General features: G+C 68.9%; 14 protein-coding genes. 9 read left to right on the top strand and 5 right to left on the bottom strand.

The features are described from left to right. Window positions 1-33 precede the first annotated feature (33 nt). The 3 genes from NO978_RS07780 to NO978_RS07770 form a co-directional block, all read right to left on the bottom strand. Window positions 34-447, bottom strand: a complete 414-nt coding sequence (locus NO978_RS07780; protein ID WP_257298984.1) for an EamA family transporter — start codon at window positions 445-447, stop codon at window positions 34-36. Between the two features lie 58 nt (window positions 448-505). Beyond that, window positions 506-1,378: a hypothetical protein gene (locus NO978_RS07775; protein ID WP_257298982.1), complete on the bottom strand. Its 873-nt coding sequence runs from the start codon at window positions 1,376-1,378 to the stop codon at window positions 506-508. A gap of 64 nt (window positions 1,379-1,442) precedes the next feature. Next, window positions 1,443-3,371: a beta-CASP ribonuclease aCPSF1 gene (locus tag NO978_RS07770; protein ID WP_257298981.1), complete on the bottom strand. Its 1,929-nt coding sequence runs from the start codon at window positions 3,369-3,371 to the stop codon at window positions 1,443-1,445. 308 nt (window positions 3,372-3,679) lie between these two features. On the opposite strand from NO978_RS07770, the gene NO978_RS07765 reads away from it, so the two are divergent. From NO978_RS07765 to NO978_RS07750, 4 genes are read left to right on the top strand one after another with little or no spacing between them, the layout of a single operon-like run. Beyond that, window positions 3,680-4,162 carry a hypothetical protein gene (locus NO978_RS07765; protein ID WP_257298980.1) on the top strand — a complete coding sequence of 161 codons (483 nt, stop codon included), beginning with the start codon at window positions 3,680-3,682 and terminating at the stop codon, window positions 4,160-4,162. Window positions 4,163-4,206: 44 nt separating this feature from the next. Then, on the top strand, window positions 4,207-4,692 hold the full coding sequence (locus tag NO978_RS07760) for a hypothetical protein (RefSeq protein ID WP_257298979.1): 486 nt from the start codon (window positions 4,207-4,209) through the stop codon (window positions 4,690-4,692). After that, a complete protein-coding gene (locus NO978_RS07755; RefSeq protein WP_257298978.1) occupies window positions 4,689-5,225 on the top strand; it encodes a hypothetical protein in 537 nt (178 codons plus the stop codon). Before NO978_RS07760 ends, NO978_RS07755 begins: the two co-directional genes overlap by 4 nt. A 21-nt stretch (window positions 5,226-5,246) precedes the next feature. After that, window positions 5,247-5,750 (top strand): 8-oxo-dGTP diphosphatase, encoded by a 504-nt coding sequence (locus NO978_RS07750; protein WP_257298977.1) that lies wholly within the window; start codon window positions 5,247-5,249, stop codon window positions 5,748-5,750. Between the two features lie 5 nt (window positions 5,751-5,755). Here NO978_RS07750 and NO978_RS07745 read toward each other — a convergent pair whose 3' ends face one another. After that, window positions 5,756-6,445 carry a hypothetical protein gene (locus NO978_RS07745; protein ID WP_257298976.1) on the bottom strand — a complete coding sequence of 230 codons (690 nt, stop codon included), beginning with the start codon at window positions 6,443-6,445 and terminating at the stop codon, window positions 5,756-5,758. A 526-nt stretch (window positions 6,446-6,971) separates the two neighbouring features. On the opposite strand from NO978_RS07745, the gene proS reads away from it, so the two are divergent. The 5 genes from proS (at window position 6,972) to NO978_RS07720 (ending at window position 17,424) form a co-directional block, all read left to right on the top strand. Continuing rightward, window positions 6,972-8,462, top strand: a complete 1,491-nt coding sequence (gene proS, locus NO978_RS07740; RefSeq protein ID WP_257298975.1) for a proline--tRNA ligase — start codon at window positions 6,972-6,974, stop codon at window positions 8,460-8,462. 134 nt (window positions 8,463-8,596) lie between these two features. Beyond that, window positions 8,597-10,105 carry an ATP-binding protein gene (locus tag NO978_RS07735; protein WP_257298974.1) on the top strand — a complete coding sequence of 503 codons (1,509 nt, stop codon included), beginning with the start codon at window positions 8,597-8,599 and terminating at the stop codon, window positions 10,103-10,105. A gap of 110 nt (window positions 10,106-10,215) precedes the next feature. Further along, window positions 10,216-14,763, top strand: a complete 4,548-nt coding sequence (gene gltB, locus NO978_RS07730) for a glutamate synthase large subunit (RefSeq protein ID WP_257298973.1) — start codon at window positions 10,216-10,218, stop codon at window positions 14,761-14,763. Between the two features lie 63 nt (window positions 14,764-14,826). Continuing rightward, window positions 14,827-16,365 (top strand): hypothetical protein, encoded by a 1,539-nt coding sequence (locus tag NO978_RS07725; protein ID WP_257298972.1) that lies wholly within the window; start codon window positions 14,827-14,829, stop codon window positions 16,363-16,365. A 69-nt stretch (window positions 16,366-16,434) separates the two neighbouring features. Beyond that, the gene (locus tag NO978_RS07720; RefSeq protein WP_257298971.1) at window positions 16,435-17,424 is read left to right on the top strand and encodes an NAD-dependent epimerase/dehydratase family protein; all 990 of its coding nucleotides are present in this window, start codon (window positions 16,435-16,437) and stop codon (window positions 17,422-17,424) included. Here NO978_RS07720 and nth read toward each other — a convergent pair whose 3' ends face one another. After that, window positions 17,425-18,249 carry an endonuclease III gene (gene nth / locus NO978_RS07715; RefSeq protein ID WP_257298970.1) on the bottom strand — a complete coding sequence of 275 codons (825 nt, stop codon included), beginning with the start codon at window positions 18,247-18,249 and terminating at the stop codon, window positions 17,425-17,427. Window positions 18,250-18,323: the final 74 nt, after the last annotated feature.

The raw sequence follows: 18,323 nt of genomic DNA, 5'->3' as shown, positions 1-18,323 counted from the left end.
GACCGGTGTCGATGACGGGTTCGAGCGACCGGCTCAGTTGGCCAGCAGCGCGACCGCGACGACCGCGAAGCCGACGCCCCCGAGCCGCTGGAGCGTCACGGGTTCGTCGAACAGGACGACGCCCAGCGCCGCCGCGACGACGAAGTACAGCGCGGAGACGGTCGTCACGACGCCCGTACTGCCGCGCTCCAGTCCGGCGTAGAACGCGACGGCCGCGATACCGGAGAAGACGCCGGCCGCGACTGCGAGCAGGAGTCCGTCACGGGTGTACGTGACCGGGTCCGGACGCGTGAGGACGTAGACGCCGGCGAGGGTCGTGCCGACGAGGTAGGAGACGATCATCGCGACGGTCGGCGAGGTGCTCTGCGTGGCGACGTCGGCGAGGACGGCCCAGAGCCCCCACGCGAGCATCGCCACCAGCGCGAGGACGACGGGCGAAGTGGCCATACGCCCGGCGAGACGCTCCGGGGTCGAAAGCGTTCCGAGGAACCGCGGGCGAACCTACCTACTCCACGGAGAGCCTGGCCGTCAGGTTGTGGAGCAAGACCGCGTCGAGCTCCCGGCCGAGCCTGACGAGACCGTCCGAGGGCTCGGGATTGTACTGGGGCGTCCCGTCGCTGTCCTCGACCAGCTCGGCGACCTGTGCTGCCGCTCCTGGGTCGGCTGGCGTGCAGTCGAGCACCACCGCGTCGTCAGCGTCGACCGGCTCCAGCGAGAGCACGTACCAGACCCGGTTCGCGAAGAACTCGGCGTCGGTCTGCTGCTGTTCGCGCCCGGAGTACACCGTGCCGTCGAGCCGGACGTAGCCCCCGTCGAGGACGGTCCGTGCGAAGGTACCGACCGGCGTCCCCGGGTAGGTCTCGACGACCCCGTCGCCCGCCGCCGCCCGGACGAACTCGCGCTGCTCGGCGGTCAGCTCGCTGCCGTCGACGACGGTCGCGTCGTCGGGCACCGACTCGGCGGGTGCTGCCAGGAACTGCATCTGGTAGCGCCCACCCGCCTGGACGCCGACCGCGTAGGTGCCGTCGGCGGCGTCGGTGCCGCGCAGTTCGACCCGGTCGAACGCGACGATGTCCGGCGACGGCGGCCGGTTCACCGAGAGCGGGTAGTGACCACGCACCACCCCGTCCGCGCGGGCGGCTTCGGCGAGCAAGCGCCGCAGCCCCTCGGGGAGCACGCGGATGGGGCCGTCGACCGCGGTGGGGTCGACGACGTCGAGGCTGACGGTGGAGGGTCGTGTCGTGGGTTCGGTGTCGTCGTCGGTCGGGTCCGTCCCGTCGCTCACCGCCGGGTCACTCCCGTCGCCGGAGCCGGCACAGCCGGCGAGGGTGACGGAGGCCGCGGCGACGCTGGCGACGAAGGTGCGTCTGGAGGGCATCACGTCAGTCGACCGCGAGAACGGATAAATGTCTTCTGCCGGGAGAGGTGGCCGGGTGGTCGCGTTACTTGAACCGGAACGTCTCCAGGTTCTTCGGCGCGAACGTCCGCATGTTGAAATCGTGGTAGAGCGCCGAGGAGAGGTCCTGCACGGAGGACTCGTCGCCGTGGACACAGAGCACTTTCTCGGGGCGGGGGTTCATCGTCCGGACGAAGTCTTCGAGGCCCTGTCGGTCGGCGTGGCCGGAGAACCCGTCGACGGTGTGGATGTCCATCTTCAGCTTCAGCGTGTTCGAGCGGCCGCCGTTGCCGCCGCGGTCGTTGATGGGTATCTCGTCCCAGCCGTTCTGGATGCGGCGACCCAGCGTCCCCTGAGCCTGGTAGCCGACGAACACCATCTTCGAGTCCTCCTCCTTGCCGACGTGGCGGAGCCAGGACATGATGGGGCCGCCCTCGACCATCCCGGAGGTCGAGAGGATGATGCAGGGGCCGCCGTCGGCGACCTCCTGTCGTTCGTCCTCGCCGCCGTCGATGTGGTTGAACTCGTCGGCGAGGAACGGGTTCTCGTCCTCGTGGAAGATGCGGTCGCGGAGGTCGTCGCGCAGGTACTCGGGGTACGTGGAGTGGATGGCGGTCGCCTCCCAGATCATCCCGTCGAGGTGGACCGGCATGGAGGGTATCTCGCCCTTCCGCATGGCCTCTTCGAGGACGAGCATGATCTCCTGGGAGCGCCCGACGGCGAACGCCGGGATGAGCACTTTCCCGTCCTGCTCGTGGGCCTCGTTGATGACGTCGACGAGCTTGCGTTCGGAGTCTTCCTGATCGGTCTGGTAGTCGTTCCGCCCGCCGTAGGTGGACTCGAGTACGAGCGTCTCGACGCGCGGGAAGTCGTTCACCGCGCCGTTGAACAGGCGGGTGTCCTTGTAGTGGATGTCGCCGGAGAAGGCGACGTTGTAGAGGCCGTCGCCGATGTGGAAGTGCGACACCGCGGAGCCGAGGATGTGGCCGGCGTTGTGGAACGTGAGCTTCACGTCCGGCGCGATGTCGGTCACGTCGCCGTACTCCAGCGGGATGGTGTGCTTGATCGCTTCGCGCACCATCTCGGACTCGTACGGCGGCGCACGGCCCTCCTTTGCAGCCACGTCGAGGTAGTCGAGCGTGAGCAGGCCCATCAGGTCACGCGTCGGCTCGGTCGTGTAGATGGGGCCGTCGTACCCGTACTTGAACAGCAGCGGGAGGAGTGCGGAGTGGTCGAGGTGGGCGTGGGTCAGCACGACCGCGTCGATGTTGGTCGCGCCCGCGCCGAGCGCCTCGGGCACCTGCAGGTAGGGGACCTCGTCCTCGGCACCGGGCTTGTCGCCGCAGTCGATGAGGATGCGCGTCTCCGGGGTCGAGAGGACGAACGAGGCGCGCCCGACCTCGCGACAGCAGCCCAGCGTCGTGATACGGACGTACTCGTCGTTCGACATCTCCTCGCGGTGGATCTGTCGGCCGACCCGTTCGAGGATCTGTCGGCGTTCGTCGCGCTCCTGCTTGAGGAAGTTGCGGACGTTCGAGACCGTCGAGGACTCGATGGGCGGCGTGCGGACGACCTCCGGGGTCCAGCCGACCTTCTTCGTTATCTCGCGCAGGGTCGAGCCGTGGCGGCCGATGACCATGCCCGGCTTCGCGGCTTCGATGACGACCTCGCCCGTGTCGGCGTGGAAGTCGAGGTCGGTCACGCCCGCGTCCTCGGGGATGACCTCCATGATCTCCTCGCGTGCGGACTCCGGTCGGGAGAGCACGTCGGGGTCGGGCCGGACCGTGATGCGCTTTCGTAGCTTCGAGGCGAGCTGGCGGATGAGGTCGCCCTGCTGGGCGAACTTCTTCGGGTCGCGTGTGTAGACGACCAGCTCAGGTCCCTCGTATTTGACGGCGGACACCGAGATGTCGCTCGGTATCTCGCTCTTTATCTCTGCTTCCAGTTCTTCGAGTTGTCGATCTACGGAACTCATATGTCGAGAAATTCAGTCGCGTCCGGACGGCGTGTTCCGCCCGTCCCGGCCGACCGTCTGCGCGACCCGCCCCGTCCGTCCCGGACGGAATCGCCACACCCCCCAGTGTCCGCACCGCTGTCGGACTGGTGACGTGCGTTGCCGCGCGTGTCGTATCGAGACATTGTCGGTGGAAACTGCGGTTCGAGCCCGTCCCGGTCGCTTGCTCGTCGGGAGGTCTCGGGGAGAACCCGCTTACTCGGTCGTATGCCGCCGCTGTTATAAAAGCCTTCGCAATACTCAGGGCAGGGCCGCCCGTAGCACGGCCCATGCAGGTCACGAAGGCCGTCGTCGAGCGCGAGTACGAGTGGGTCCGCGACCGGGCCGACGTCGTCGTTCCGCTGACGAATCGAGTTCGCACGGACCTCGGCGAGACGTTCGGTATCGACGTCGACCCGGTGACCGAAGCGCAGTACGTCGCGGTCGTGGACGAGACGTTCGCCGACGGCGACCGGGCGGTGAACGTCGCGGCGCTGGTCGGGCTCCTCCGCGACCTCGACGTCGAGGGGGACTACCCGGGCTTCGTCGTCGACGAGGTGCTCGGTCGGGAGCTGGCGGCGACCATCGCGGGCAGCCAGCCACTGCGGATGCTCGGCGAGGCGACGTTCCACTACGCCGACATCGTGACACACGGCGACGCCGACGATGCAGCCGGGGCAGACGACCTGGACGCCGCGCTCGCCGCCGGCACCCAGGAGCGCATCCCCGGGTGGGGCTGGAACGAACGCGAGAGCCCGTTCGCGGTCGACTGACAACCGAACGAGCTACGACCTTGCGGCGAGAAGCGTCTCGGCAGATGGAGCGACCGCTCGTCAGACTGCTCATGGTCGTCTGCTGTCTCGTGGCCGCTGGCTGGCTGGCCGTCGACTACACCGCCCAGGCCGACGACAGGGGGACGTACCCGAGCGACCGGGTGCTCGCCGCAGAGTTCGAGGCACACCACGGTGAGCACGTGTTCGTCTGGATCGATGTGACCGCGGTAACGTCCGACGGGGTCTCGGGCACCTTTGGGTCGGAGGACACGGCTGTCACCGTCACCGACATCGATACCGGGACCAACGTCAACGCCGGCGACGAGCTGCAGGTGTATGGCACCGCCCGATCGGACCACCGTATCGACGCCGAGCGGGTCGTCGTCTCCCACGGCGAGAACCGCACCTACATGTTCGTCGCCTCCGCGGCCGCGGCGCTGTGGGCGCTCGGGTTCTTCCTGCTGTACTGGCGGTTCAACCTCGCGCGCGGCGTTCTCACGCCGAGAACGGGCGGCGGGGGTGAGCCGTGAGCGACCTGCTGACCCATGCTCTCGCTGCCTTCGTCGTCGCCACGGTCGCGTCGTGGGTCGTCCCGTGGTTGGCCCGGCGACACGTCCCCCTCGCGACGGCGGGCGCGGTCGCCCCCGACCTGGCGAAGGGCGCCTTCGTGACGGGCGACACACAGGCCACGGTCGTGGGCGTCACTGGCTCGTGGTACGCGCTCCAGACCGTCGGCGTCGTCACCTGCCTCCTCGTCGCCGGGGTCGTGCTGGTCGAGCGCGCCGAGCGTCGGGTCGCACTGGCCGCGCTCCTCGGAGGAACGGGGCTCCACGTCGCCATGGACTACCTCGTCATCCGGGCCGGGGGCGTCGCGCCGCCGTACCTCTACCCGCTGACGTGGGCCGAGCTCCCGTCGCTCGACGTCTATCTGAGCTCGAGCATCTGGCCGTCGCTGGTGGCGCTCCCCGTCGCCGTGCTCGTCTGGTACGTCGACCGCCGGGGGCTGGCTCCCGGCGCTGACTCGACCGCTCCGGACCGTACCGACGGCGACAGAGCTAACTGACCGACGCGCCGTCAGGCAGGTATGGCCGACGACCGCGACGAGGCGACCCTCTGTTACCCCGTCCGGAGCGACCTCCCGCTCGCGCCCGACGACGAGCTGCTGATGATCCACAAGCGTCGCGGGCTCGGCGCGGACCTCTACAACGGTCCCGGGGGGAAGGTCGAACCCGGCGAGACGCCACGCGAGAGCGCGGTCCGGGAGACGCGCGAGGAGACCGGGCTCGACGTCGGGGACCTCACCAAGCGTGCGGAGTTCGACTTCTTCTTCGGCGAGGAGCACATCTTCCTGTGTCACGTGTACGTCGCCCGGGAGGTGGCCGGGACGCCCGAGACCACGCCGGAGGCCGTCCCCGAGTGGCGGTCCCGCGAGTCGGTGCCCTACGACGAGATGTGGCCGGACGACGAGCTGTGGCTCCCGCAGGTCCTCGACGGCGGCACCGTCCGCGCGACGTTCTACTTCGACGACGACGGCGACGAACTGCTGGACCACGAGCTACGCGAGGGCGTCGAGTTCAGCGAGAAGTAGCGGGGTCAGGCGACGACTTTCCCGCCGAGCCCGTCGGCAAGTTCGGCCAGTTCGGCGTCGATATCGACGTCCTGCCCGACCAGCCCGGCCGCGATGGCGAGCTGTCGGGCCGTCTGCGTGTCGTGCTCCGAGAACTTGACCACCCAGAAGTACGGGACGTTGGCGGGGTTGCCCGCGACGAACTCCGCCGGGCGACCCGGCGCGGTGTCGAACGAGTCGAAGAACGATTCCTCGACGCTCCCGCCGACGAACGCCCACCAGAGGTCGTCCTCGTCGCGTGCCGCGGACTGGGCGACGTACACCTCGGCGGTCCCTTCGGGTATCGAGAGGGACCGGCTCGCCGCGACGGGACCGTCGCCGGCGTGGCCCGCGGCGGCCTCGTTCCAGAGGCTCACCACGAAGTCCGGTGTGCGGGTCGGCCGGAAGCCGAGGACGAGCCGCTGGTCGTCGGTGCGCTCGACGGTCGTGAACCGTCCCGGCGTCCCAGGGTAGACGCCCGCTCTCACGCGGTTGCCGGGGTCCAGCTCGTCGACCACGCCCTGCAGCTCGCCGCCGTAGTTCGTCGTCGAGACAGCGACGGCCTCGCCGACACGCACCGCGGCTGGAATCTCCGTCTCGAACAGCGGGTGGACGAGCATCGTCCTCCCGTCAGAGCGCGTGCCGAGGACGCGCCACTCGCCGGTGCAAACCTTCATGCTGATTCCTCCCCTCTCATGCTTCCCCCGGATGTCATCGTACATCTACACGTCGGCCCCCGGCTTGGGTATGGTCACCCGACAGCGGCGGATAGGTGGGCCTACCAGCCCCGGAACCGGCGCGCGCTGGCTCGCGTGCCGAAGGCCGCGAGCCTCTCAGCGTGCGAGGGACGAGAAGCGCAGCGGAGCGAGCATCGCAGGAGGCTGGGGAGGCGTGAGGTGCAGTTGCTGTGGGTGGGACTGAAAGGGGCGGCGGGCTACACGAACCTCGGCGAAGCAAGCACCGAAGGAACGAGGGGCGCAGCGAGCCGCGGGAGTGTAGCCCGCCGGGGGTTTCTGGCTGTTCGCGGTCGAGTCTGTTCCCACAACCGCCAGGGCTTTCTGGCTGTTCAAGTCACGACGAGTTCCCACGAACAGGGGGACAGCCAGGTTGTTCGTAGTGACACCCGTTGCACCGAGAACGACACGCAGACGCAGTCGCACACCTTCAAGGGGTTTATAATCCAGACAGGAGTCCGTACAGACAATGAGTGGAGAACAGGAGCTCGGCATCACCGAGTCCAAGGAGTACAACACGGGCGAGTGGTACGCCGAAGTGGTCCAGAAGGCGAAGCTGGCGGACTACGCGCCGATGGGCGGGTTCATCGTCACCCGACCGCGGGGCTACGAGCTGTGGGAGCGACTGCAGGACCACCTCGACGGCTGGTTCAAGGAGACTGGCGTCACGAACAGCTACTTCCCGCTGTTCATCCCCGAGAGCTACCTCGAGCAGGAGAAGGACATCGTCGAGGGGTTCGACCCGGAGGTCGCGTGGGTGACCCACGGCGGCCACGACGAGCTGGAGGAGCGCCTCGCGGTCCGCCCGACGAGCGAGTCCATCATCACGCCCTTCATCAGTAACTGGGTGCGCAGCCACCGCGACCTGCCGATGCGGCTGAACCAGTGGGCGAGCGTCGTGCGGTGGGAGGCGACGGAGACGAAGCCGTTCTTCCGCACGAAGGAGTTCCTCTGGCAGGAGGGCCACACCGCCCACGCCACCGACGAGGGTGCGTGGGACGAGGTGATGACCCGCCTCGACCAGTACGCGAAGCTGTACGAGGACGTGCTCGCGATTCCGGTGCTGCGTGGCTGCAAGCCCGAGCACGACAAGTTCCCCGGTGCGGACACCACCACGTCGGTCGAGGCGCTGATGCCCGACGGGAAGTCGGTGCAGGGCGGCACCAGCCACCACCTGGGCCAGTCGTTCGCGACGGCGTACGACGTGACGTTCACCGACGAGGACGAGGACGAGCAGACGGCGTACACGACCTCGTGGGGGCTGTCGTGGCGGGCGCTCGGCGCGCTCATCATGACCCACTCGGACGACCAGGGGCTCGTGCTGCCGCCCGCGCTCGCTCCCGAACAGGTCGTCATCGTCCCCATCTACAACGACGAGAACCGCGAGGAGGTCATGCAGTACTCCTCCGAGATCGCCGCCGAGCTGCAGGAGGCCGGCGTCCGCGTCCACCTCGACGACCGCGACGAGCGCAACCCCGGCTTCAAGTTCAACGAGTGGGAGCTCAACGGCGTGCCCGTCCGGTTCGAGATCGGCGGCTACGAGGTCGAGGACGAGGAGGTCACCGTCGTCCACCGACCCGACGGCGAGGAGGTCGTCGAGGACCGCGCCGACATCGCCGAGGCCGTCGACGAGCACCTCGACGCGGTGTTCGACAAGCTGTACGCCGCGGCGGAGGAGAACCTCGTCGAGAACGTCCGCGCGGTCGAGGACGTCAACGAGATCCTCGGCACCATCGGCCAGCACGGTGGCTACGTGAAGACGCCGTGGTGTGGCGACGAAGCCTGCGAGGAGGCGGTGAAGGAGAAGGTCCACGCCGAGATCGCCCTCGTGCCGATGGACGACGAGGCCGTCCCCGAGGCTCAGCTCGACGACGGCGAGGCGCTCGAACTCGAGAGCGACGAGTGCACGATGTGCGGCGAGCCGGCCGAGGAGATCGCGTACTTCGCGAAGACGTACTGACGGCCTCGTTCCACGGGGGCGACCGTCACCCCCGAACACGGTGTCGTTCCGGGGTGTCGGGCCAGTACAGTCATACTCGTCCACAGCTATCGTTCTGATATCCGGGCCGAGCGACGGCCAGGGAGCAAAAACGCATGGTCGACAGCCAGACGCAGTCAGTCATCGAATCGTTGCCCGGCGCGGCGCTCGTCGTCGACCCTGACGGGCGGATCCGTGCTGGCAACGAGAGCACGCCCGTCGTCTTCGGGCTCGGCGTGCGAGAGATCGTGGGCGCGACCCTCTCCGAGCTGGTGGCTCGCGACGTGCTGCCGCGGGCGACCAGGGAGCGGTTCGAGCTGCTGACGGCCGACATCGGGACCGACTCCGAAGCCCGGACCTTCCGCTCGGAAGTCCGGCGTGGCGACGGCCCCCTGAAGCAGTACATGATGCGGCTGTCGCCGTACGTCGTCGACGGCGAGTTCGAGGGCGTGCTCTGGTCCATTCGCGACGTGAGCACGACCCAGCGCTACGACGAGACGGTCGATGCGCTCCAGCAGGCGACGCGCGAACTGCTCGCCGCGGAGACGCCGGAGTCGGTGTACGAAACCTGTGGGCGGGCCGCCAACGAGGTGCTCGGGTTCCCCGGTGTCGGCGTCCGCGAGTACGACCCCGACGAGCACGTCCTCCGGCACGTCACCTTCGGGGCGACCATCGAAGACGTCGGCAACCGGCCACCGTACGACATCGAAACGTCACCGCACGGGCGTGCGTTCCGGCGCGGCGAGACGGTCGTCGACGAGGAGATATCCCCCGAGGCGGACCCGTACGAACGTGAGGCGTTCACCGCGGCGATGTACCTCCCCATCGGACGCTACGGCATCCTCAGCATCGGCAAGGTCGCAGGCACCTTCGACGAGACCGACGTGCGGTTCGCGGAGATCCTCGCGGAGAACACGGCGGCCGCGATGCGACAGGTCGAGCAGACCCTCAGGCTGGAGGAGCAGCGCGAGCGGCTCATGCGGCAGAACGACCGGCTCGACGAGTTCGCGAGCGTCCTCGCACACGACCTTCGGAACCCGCTCAACGTCGGCGAGGGCTCGTTCGAACTGTACCGAGAGACGGGCGACGAGGACGCGGCGGCCGACGTCGAGTACGCGTTCGGGCGGATGCGAGAGCTCATCGACGAGGTGCTCGCACTCGCCCGTGATGGCCAGCAGGTGGACGACATGTCACCGGTGGAGCTCACGAACGTCGCCCGGAGCGCCTGGGCGAACGTCGACGCGGACGACATCTCTCTCGACGTCGAGACGGACGCGGTCGTCGAGGCGGACGACCGACGGCTCAAGCGGCTGTTCGAGAACCTGCTGCGGAATGCCGTCGACCACGGCTCGGCTGCCGACGGGGTCACGGCGGACGTGACGTCTGTCCGGGTCGACGACATCGATTCGGGCTTCTGCGTGGCCGACGACGGCGTCGGCATTCCCGCGGACGAGCGCGACACGGTCTTCGAGACGGGCGTCACGTCCAGCGAGACCGGGACGGGGCTCGGTCTCGCCATCGTCGAACAGATCGTCGACGCGCACGGCTGGACGGTCACGGTCACCGAAAGCGAGGCGGGTGGCGCGCGCTTCGCGGTCGGCGATGTGACCGTCGTCGAGGACTGAACCCGACGACGACGCGTGCGTACGTACTGTTAAATTCTCCTTATATGTGTTATTAATACCCTTAACCATTCAGGAGTAGCCTCTTATACCAGTCCGTGTCCCGTGTACACATGAATCAGCCACAGCGGGTCACCCCTGCCAGCCGGGGGCTCGCGGACCCGGACGACGAGCGGTCCAACTGCGGGGTCGGGATGGTGATGGACCTGGACGGCGGCAGCGACCACTCGGTCGTGGCCGACGGGCTCGAACTCCTCGAGAATCTCGAACACCGCGGGACGACCGGTGCCGAACCGAACACGGGCGACGGCGCGGGTATCCTGCTCCAGACGCCCCACGAGTTCCTCGCCGACGAACTCCCCGTGGAGCTGCCGGGGATCTACGCCGTCGGCTCCTTCTTCTTCCCGCAGGCCGCCGACGAACGCGAACCGATGCAGGAGCTCGTCGAGACGACACTCGACGACCGCGGCGTCGACGTGCTGCACTGGCGGGATGTCCCGACGGACAACGAGGGGCTGGGCCAGACCGCGCTCGACTCCGAGCCGGACGTCTGGCAGGCGGTCGTCGCGCCCGCCGACTCCGGTACCGACACCGAGACCTTCGACCGGTCGCTGTACGAGGCCCGCCGCGTCGTCGAGAAGACCGTCGACGAGGTCGAGTTCGAGGGGGCGGAGCGCTTCTACGTCTGCTCGCTCGACCGCAAGACGCTCGTCTACAAGGGGCTCCTGACGGGCGAACAGCTCCCGAACTACTACCCGGACCTGCGCGACGAGCGCGTGGACTCGACGTTCGTGCTGGTCCACGAGCGCTTCTCGACGAACACGCTCGGCGCGTGGCACCTCGCGCACCCGTACCGCGGCATCGTCCACAACGGCGAGTTCAACACCATCCAGGGCAACGTCAACTGGATGCGGGCCCGGCAGACGGACCTCGAGTCCGACGAACTGGACCTCGACGCCATCCGACCCATCATCCAGGACCCGGACCAGTCAGACACCGCGAGCGTCGACAACGCGCTCGAACTGCTCACCCAGGAACGCGACCTGCCTCACGCGCTGCGGATGCTCGTCCCCGAGGCGTGGCGCGGCGACGACTCGATGGACCCCGCCCGCAAGGACTTCTACGACTACCACGCGTCGCTCGTCGAGCCGTGGGACGGCCCCGCGCTGGTCTGTGCGACCGACGGCGACCGCGTCGGCGCGGTGCTCGACCGCAACGGGCTCCGGCCCTGCCGCTACGACGTGACGACCGACGACCGGCTCGTGATGGCCAGCGAGGCCGGCGCACTCGCGCTCGACGAGAGCGAGGTCAGCGAACGCGGCCGCCTCCAGCCCGGCCAGCTGTTCCTCGCCGACCCCGAGGAGGGCCGCGTCGTGCCCGACGAGGAGGTGTTCGACGACCTTGCCGACGGGAAGTACGGCAACTGGGTCGCCAAGGAGCAGGTCGACCTCGCGGACCACGCGGACGGCGACCCGCGCCCGACGCCCGCGGACGATGCCGCCGCGAGCGAGCTCCGGGCCCGGCAGACGGTGTACGGCTACACCCGCGACGAACTCGACAACCTCATCGAACCGATGAGCAAGAAGGGCAAGGACCCCGTCGGCTCGATGGGCGACGACACGCCGCTGTCGGTCCTCTCGGACTACAACCGGCCGCTGTTCTCCTACTTCAAGCAGCTGTTCGCGCAGGTGACGAACCCGCCGCTGGACTACATCCGCGAGGAGCTCGTCACCTCGCTGGAGACGCGGATGGGCTACCAGCGCAACCTGCTCGGCGAGAGCCCCCAGCACGCCCGCCAGCTCGTCGCCGACTCGCCCGTGCTGACCGACGCCGAGCTGGGTGCCATCCGGGACCTCGACGGCGGTGACGGGAGCGGCGGCATCGAGAGTCACGCCGTCGACATCACGTTCCCGCTCGACGGCGACCTCGAATCCGCCGTCGAACGCGTCCGGGCGGACGCCGTCGCCGCCATCGAGGCCGGCGCGGACGTGGTCGTGCTCTCCGACCGCGACGTGGACGACGACCGCCTGCCGGTCCCGAGCCTGCTCGCGACGGGCGCGGTCCACCACCACCTCGTTCGCAACGGCCTGCGGAATCACGCCGGGCTCGTCGTCGAGTCGGGCGACCCCCGCACCGTCCACCACACCGCGACGCTCGTCGGCTACGGTGCGGACGCGATCAACCCGTACCTCGCGTTCCGCACCATCGCCGACGTGACGAGAGGACCGGACGGCGCCGATCTCGCCGCGGCCATCGACGCCTACGTCGAGGCGGTCGAGGGCGGCCTGCTGAAGACGATGGCGAAGATGGGCATCTCGACGGTCGAGAGCTACCAGGGGGCGCAGATATTCGAAGCCGTGGGGCTCGACTCGGACTTCGTCGCCGAGTACTTCGAGGGCACCGAGAACCGCACGGAGGGCATCGGCGTCGGCGACATCGAGGCCGACCTGCGCGACCGGCACGCGACGGCTTACGACACCGAGGGCGCGCCCGACCTCGAACGCTCCGGCGAGTACGAGAACCGCTCCGGCGGCCTCCACCACCAGTGGAACCCGAACACCGTCGGCGCGCTCCAGCAGTCCGTGCGGGCCGGCGACTACGAGCACTACGGCGAGTTCGCCGAGATGATCAACGACCAGAACGAGCAGCTTCAGACCCTGCGCGGGCTGCTCGAGTTCGACAGCGACCGCGACCCCATCTCCATCGAGGAGGTGGAGCCGGTCTCGGACATCGTCGAGCGCATCTCGACGGCCGCGATGAGTCTCGGGAGTCTCAGTCCGGAGGCGCACGAGAACAACGCCGTCGCGATGAACCGCATCGGCGGGAAGGCCAACACCGGCGAGGGCGGCGAGCCCCCGGAGCGCTTCGACACCGAGAAGGAGTGTTCCGTGAAGCAGGTCGCCTCGGGCCGCTTCGGCGTCACCGCGACGTACCTCGCGAACGCCGACGAACTGCAGATCAAGATGGCACAGGGCAGCAAGCCCGGCGAGGGCGGCCACCTCCCGGGCGAGAAGGTCAACGAGATGATCGCCCACGTGCGCAAGTCGACGGCCGGCGTCGGCCTCATCTCGCCGCCGCCGCTGCACGACATCTACTCCATCGAGGACCTCAAGCAGCTCATCTACGACCTGAAGGCGTCCAGCCCCGACGCGGACATCAACGTCAAGCTCGTGTCGGAGGCCGGCATCGGCACCATCGCGGCCGGCGTCGCGAAGGCCAACGCCGACGTCGTCCACATCTCGGGCCACTCCGGCGGGACCGGCGCGTCGCCGCGGACCTCCATCAAGAACGCCGGCCTGCCGTGGGAGCTCGGCCTCGCAGAGGCGAACCAGACGCTCCGCCGGACCGGCCTCCGCGACCGCGTCCGGCTCACCGCCGACGGCGGCATGAAGACCGGCCGCGACGTGGCCGTCGCCGCACTACTCGGTGCCGAGGAGTACATCTTCGGTACGGCCGCGCTCGTCACCGGCGGCTGCGTGATGGCCCGCCAGTGCCACAAGAACACCTGCCCGGTCGGCGTCGCCACCCAGCGCGAGGACCTCCGGGCGCGGTTCCCCGGCACGCCCGACCACGTCATCAACTACGTCACGTTCGTCGCCCAGGAGCTCCGCGAGATCATGGCCGCGCTCGGCTTCGAGACCGTCGACGAGATGGTCGGCCGGGTCGACTGCCTCACCCAGCAGGAGCGTGACCACGAGAAGGCCGGCCAGCTCGACCTCTCCGCCGTCCTCGCCGACGTGGGCGACGGCCCGCGCCGGAAGGTCCGCGAACAGGACCACGAGCTCGACGGCCACCTCGACTACGAGCTGCTCGCACAGGCCGAACCCGCGGTCGACCGCGGCCAGCCCGTCGGCATCGCCACGGAGGTGTCCAACACCGACCGCACCGTCGGCGCTATTCTCTCGAACGCCATCGCCAGCGAGTACGGCGAGGCGGGCCTCCCCGACGGCACGGTCAACGTCTCGCTGCGGGGCACCGCCGGCCAGTCCTTCGGCGCGTTCCTCGCCTCGGGAGTCGCGCTCCACCTCGTCGGCGGCGCGAACGACCACGTCGGCAAGGGCCTCTCCGGCGGGCGGATCGCCGTCGAGACGCCCGCCGACGCCGGCTTCGACCCCGCCGACAACGTCGCCGTGGGCAACGTCGCGCTGTACGGCTCGACCGACGGCGAGTGCTACGTCAACGGCATGGCCGGCGAGCGCTTCGCCGTGCGCAACTCCGGCGCGACCGCCGTCGTCGAGGGCGTCGGCGACCACGGCTGCGAGTACATGACCGGCGGCGTCGTCGCCGTCCTCGGCGGCACCGGGAAGAACTTCGCCGCCGGGATGTCCGGCGGCATCGCCTACGTGCTCGACGATGACGACGCCCTCGAGAGCGACCTGAACACCGGGATGGTCCACCTCGAGCGCGACCTCGACGAGCGTGACCGCGCGATGCTCCGCCGCCTCGTGGAGAACCACGTCGCCTACACCGATTCCGAGCGCGGCCGTGAGCTGCTCGAGAACTGGGAGGCCGCGCTCGATTCGTTCGTGAAGGTCATGCCTGACGCCTACGAGCGCGTGCTCGCCGAGGAGGACGCAACCGACGTGCGCGAGGAGCTCCCCGAGAGCGCCGCCGCGATGGCAGAGGCCGGTGCGACCGGGTTCGCGTCGAGCGACGACTGAGCCATCGCCGGACGCTCCCGTGTCGGTCACTAGAATTTTACGTTCGATGGGCGAGGAGCCGGTATGGTCCCCCACGACGAGACGTACGCCAGATCCGAACTCGTCGCAGACGTTCGGCACCTCGCCGAGCAGCTCGAAACGGCACACCCGGACCCGTACGACGGCCACGGCGGCCGCGTCGACTTCCACCGATGTGTAGAGGAAGCCGTCCGTGCTATTCCCGACGCTGGAGAACCGTTGCACGAATTCTATCCGCGCGTCGCTGAACTGGTCGCGGGTGTCCGTGACGGCCATACTGACATCTCACCGCCCGACGATAGCGCTATCGACGGGGAGTTGCCCCTCGGGCTCCGCGTCGTGGGCGACGAACTGTACGTCGACGAGGTGTACGCCGACGCACACGCCGAGCTGCTCGGTGGCCGGGTGGTGTCGGCCGAGGGCGTGCCGGCCGACGAACTGTTCGAACGGATGCGATGGCTCGAGGGTTCGGACAACGTCTACCAGGACCGTGTCTCCCTCGCGCTCGCGCTCCGTGACGTGACCCCCCTCCGGTTCCTCGTCGGTCATCCCGTCCACGAGCCGACCTTCCGCATCGAGACGACCGACGGCTCGACAGAGGAGCGAGTGGTTGCCCCCACCGCCCGCGACGACCTGGTTGTAACGCTGGAGCGAACCGTCGAACCGCCCGAGACGAACGGGGAACCAGCCTTCCGCCTCCTCGACGACGGGTCGACGGCCCTGCTGGTGCTGCCCGATATGTTCTCCTACCGCGAAGCCGCCGAAATCCTCCGTAGTATCGGCCACGAGCAGGCCGTGGAGGTTGCCCGGAGTACCCACGACCGTGTCGTCGATGCCGCAGCCCCGGACGACATCGAGGCCGTCGTCGCCGACCTCCCGTCGGCTGTCGAGATACTGACCGACCTCGTCACCGAGATGAAAAGCGCGGGTACGGACCACCTCGTCATCGACACGCGAGCGAACACCGGCGGGAACTCCCTGCTCTCGAACCTGCTCACGTACGTCCTCTACGGGTGGGAGGGAATCGCGACGGGTGGGGAAGACCACATCCGGGTTCCGAAGGATTCGCCGCTGTACCGCGACTGCATCGACGACGAGGACCGCATCGGCGAGACGGACAACCCGGCCGGCTTCGACTTCGAGTCGTACTTCGAGACGGACCGTCAGCAACAGGTCGACCGACTGCGCGACTGGCTCAGCGGCAGCGAAACCGTCGCCGCGGAGTTCGAGGCGGGAACCCACGAGGCGTACTACGAGCCGGAGTGCGTGACGGTCGTAACCGCGGCGATGACGTACTCCGCCGGGGCGGAGCCGGCGTTCACCCTCTCGAAACTCGGTGCGTCGGTCGTCGGCGTTCCGCCCTCGCAGGCACCGAACGTGCCACGCGACACACTGACCGACGAGCTTCCGAACACCGGGCTCCGGTTCCGGACTGCGTACCGACACGTCGAGAGCCGTCCCGACGTCGACGGGCGGGTCTTCCCGCTGACGACTGAGCTCACCGCGGCGCAGTTCGAGTCGATGGGCCGACCGGCTGACGCAGGCATCCGGCTCGCAGTGGCGGAAGAATCTGGTTCGGACTGAGGGACGGTGGTCCTCGCTTGTCCTGCTGGAATCACCACGTTCATCCCCCGACCGACCCACCCATCGAGCATGGACACCGCACTCGTCATCGGCGGCACGCGGTTCATCGGCCGCCACGCCGTCGAGGAGTTCCTCGAACACGACTACGAGGTCACCGTCTTCAACCGCGGCAACCACGACAACCCCTTCGAGTCGGACGACCGCGTCGCCCACGTGCAGGGCGACCGGACCGACGACGCCGAACTCGCCGGCGCGGCACGCGAGGTCGAGCCGGACGTCGTCGTGGACTGCGTGGCGTACCACCCGCGGGACGTGCGCACGGCGTGTCGCGTCTTCGACGACGTGGACGCCTACGTCTACATCTCCTCGGGCTCCTCGTACGGCGAGGAGGTCATGCCGAAGCGGGAGGACGAGACGGCGCTCTGTGACTGCACCGAGGAGCAAGCGAGGGACGACTCCAGCGAGAGCTACGGCCCGCGGAAGGCCGAGGGCGACCGGGCGGTGTTCGCGGCGGCCGAGGACGGTGTGAACGCGATGGCTGTCCGGCCCTGCATCGTCTACGGCCCGCACGACTACACGGAGCGGCTGGACTTCTGGATCGACCGCGTGCGGAACTACGACCGCGTCGTCGTGCCGGGCGACGGGACGAACGTCTGGCACCGCGCGTACGTCGAGGACGTGGCGAGCGCGCTCCGCGTCGTCGCCGAGGAGGGCGAACCCGGCGAGGCCTACAACGTCGGCGACCGGCGCATGGTCACGCTGGAGGAGATGGTCGAGCTCATCGCGGACGGTGTCAGCACCGATGTCGAGGTCGTCCACGCCTCCGAGCGCGAGCTGGCCACCGGCGACCTCTCGCTCGACGACTACGTCCTCTACCGCGACTACCCGCACGTGCTGGACACGAACAAGCTCGCCGCGCTGGGCTGGACGTCGACGCCGGTCGACGAGGCGATGCAGGCCGCCGTCGACGACCACCTGGAGTCGGACCGCGACGGCAGCGAGCACGACCCCGGACGGGAGAACGAAGAACGCGTACTCGGCGTGCTGGATACGCTGTAGTCAGTCGGCCTCGGCCGCGTCCGCCGGGTCCACGAGCTCTTCCGTCTCCGGGTAGACACCGACCTGGTCGCACTGGTCCGCGAGCGGGCAGGCATCGGGGTCGTCCAGACACGCCGGCTTGCGGGCCGTGCAGTACTCGCGGCCGAACTGGATCATGGCGGTGTGGCCGAAGCCACATTTCTCGGCGGGCACCGCGGCCTCCAGCGCCGCCCGTACCCCCTCGTGGTCGGCGTCGGCGGGTGTGAGACCCATCCGACGGGCGATGCGGTGGACGTGCGTGTCGACGGGGAAGACGCCGCCCCGGCCGCCGGCGAACAGCAGCACGCAGTCCGCCGTTTTCGGACCGACGCCGGAGACCGACAGCAGCGTCTCGCGCACCTCGTCCGGGTCGCCCGTCGCGACGAACACGTCGAACGCCCCGGTGGAGCCGAACTCGTCGAGCACCCACGCGGCGGCGTCGCGGATGACCTCGGACTTCTGGTTGTAGAGGCCGGCCGACGAGATGGTCTCGGCGAGCTCGTCGTGGGCGGCGTCGGCGAGATTGGCGGCGAGGTCCTCGACGGGGCCGTACCGGGCCACCAGGTCGTCGTGGGCGGGCTGGCTCGCCACGTCGCTCGTGTTCTGGCTGAGGATGGTTCGGACGAGGCACTCGAAGCCGTCCTTCCCGCCGTAGGTCTTCTGCCAGTACCGCTCGCCGAGGCGGTCGACGACGGCCTCGGCGCGTGTCGCAGCTTCGTCGGGGACGAACTCGGCGGCGACGCCGCCGCCATCGTCGCCACCGGAGATGTTCTCGGTGGGTTCTCGGTCGTCTTCGTCGTCGCGCATGGGTATCCGTTGGGGAGACGGGCCCAAGTACGGTTCGCCCGTGGCGCCGACGGCGACGCCGTTACGTAGTTGCC

Origin of the sequence: Haloarchaeobius sp. FL176 (assembly GCF_024609245.1) — an archaeon.
In the GTDB taxonomy this organism is placed as follows: Archaea; Halobacteriota; Halobacteria; order Halobacteriales; family Natrialbaceae; genus Haloarchaeobius.
This window is presented reverse-complemented; position numbering and strand designations above follow the sequence as displayed.

Coding starts and splice junctions, on each gene's coding strand:
- NO978_RS07780 (WP_257298984.1), bottom strand. CDS start 447: ATGGCCACTTCGCCCGTCGTCCTCGCGCTGGTGGCGATGCTCGCGTGG.
- NO978_RS07765 (WP_257298980.1), top strand. CDS start 3,680: ATGCAGGTCACGAAGGCCGTCGTCGAGCGCGAGTACGAGTGGGTCCGC.
- NO978_RS07775 (WP_257298982.1), bottom strand. CDS start 1,378: ATGCCCTCCAGACGCACCTTCGTCGCCAGCGTCGCCGCGGCCTCCGTC.
- NO978_RS07745 (WP_257298976.1), bottom strand. CDS start 6,445: ATGAAGGTTTGCACCGGCGAGTGGCGCGTCCTCGGCACGCGCTCTGAC.
- gltB (WP_257298973.1), top strand. CDS start 10,216: ATGAATCAGCCACAGCGGGTCACCCCTGCCAGCCGGGGGCTCGCGGAC.
- NO978_RS07760 (WP_257298979.1), top strand. CDS start 4,207: ATGGAGCGACCGCTCGTCAGACTGCTCATGGTCGTCTGCTGTCTCGTG.
- NO978_RS07725 (WP_257298972.1), top strand. CDS start 14,827: ATGGTCCCCCACGACGAGACGTACGCCAGATCCGAACTCGTCGCAGAC.
- NO978_RS07750 (WP_257298977.1), top strand. CDS start 5,247: ATGGCCGACGACCGCGACGAGGCGACCCTCTGTTACCCCGTCCGGAGC.
- proS (WP_257298975.1), top strand. CDS start 6,972: ATGAGTGGAGAACAGGAGCTCGGCATCACCGAGTCCAAGGAGTACAAC.
- NO978_RS07770 (WP_257298981.1), bottom strand. CDS start 3,371: ATGAGTTCCGTAGATCGACAACTCGAAGAACTGGAAGCAGAGATAAAG.
- NO978_RS07720 (WP_257298971.1), top strand. CDS start 16,435: ATGGACACCGCACTCGTCATCGGCGGCACGCGGTTCATCGGCCGCCAC.
- nth (WP_257298970.1), bottom strand. CDS start 18,249: ATGCGCGACGACGAAGACGACCGAGAACCCACCGAGAACATCTCCGGT.
- NO978_RS07735 (WP_257298974.1), top strand. CDS start 8,597: ATGGTCGACAGCCAGACGCAGTCAGTCATCGAATCGTTGCCCGGCGCG.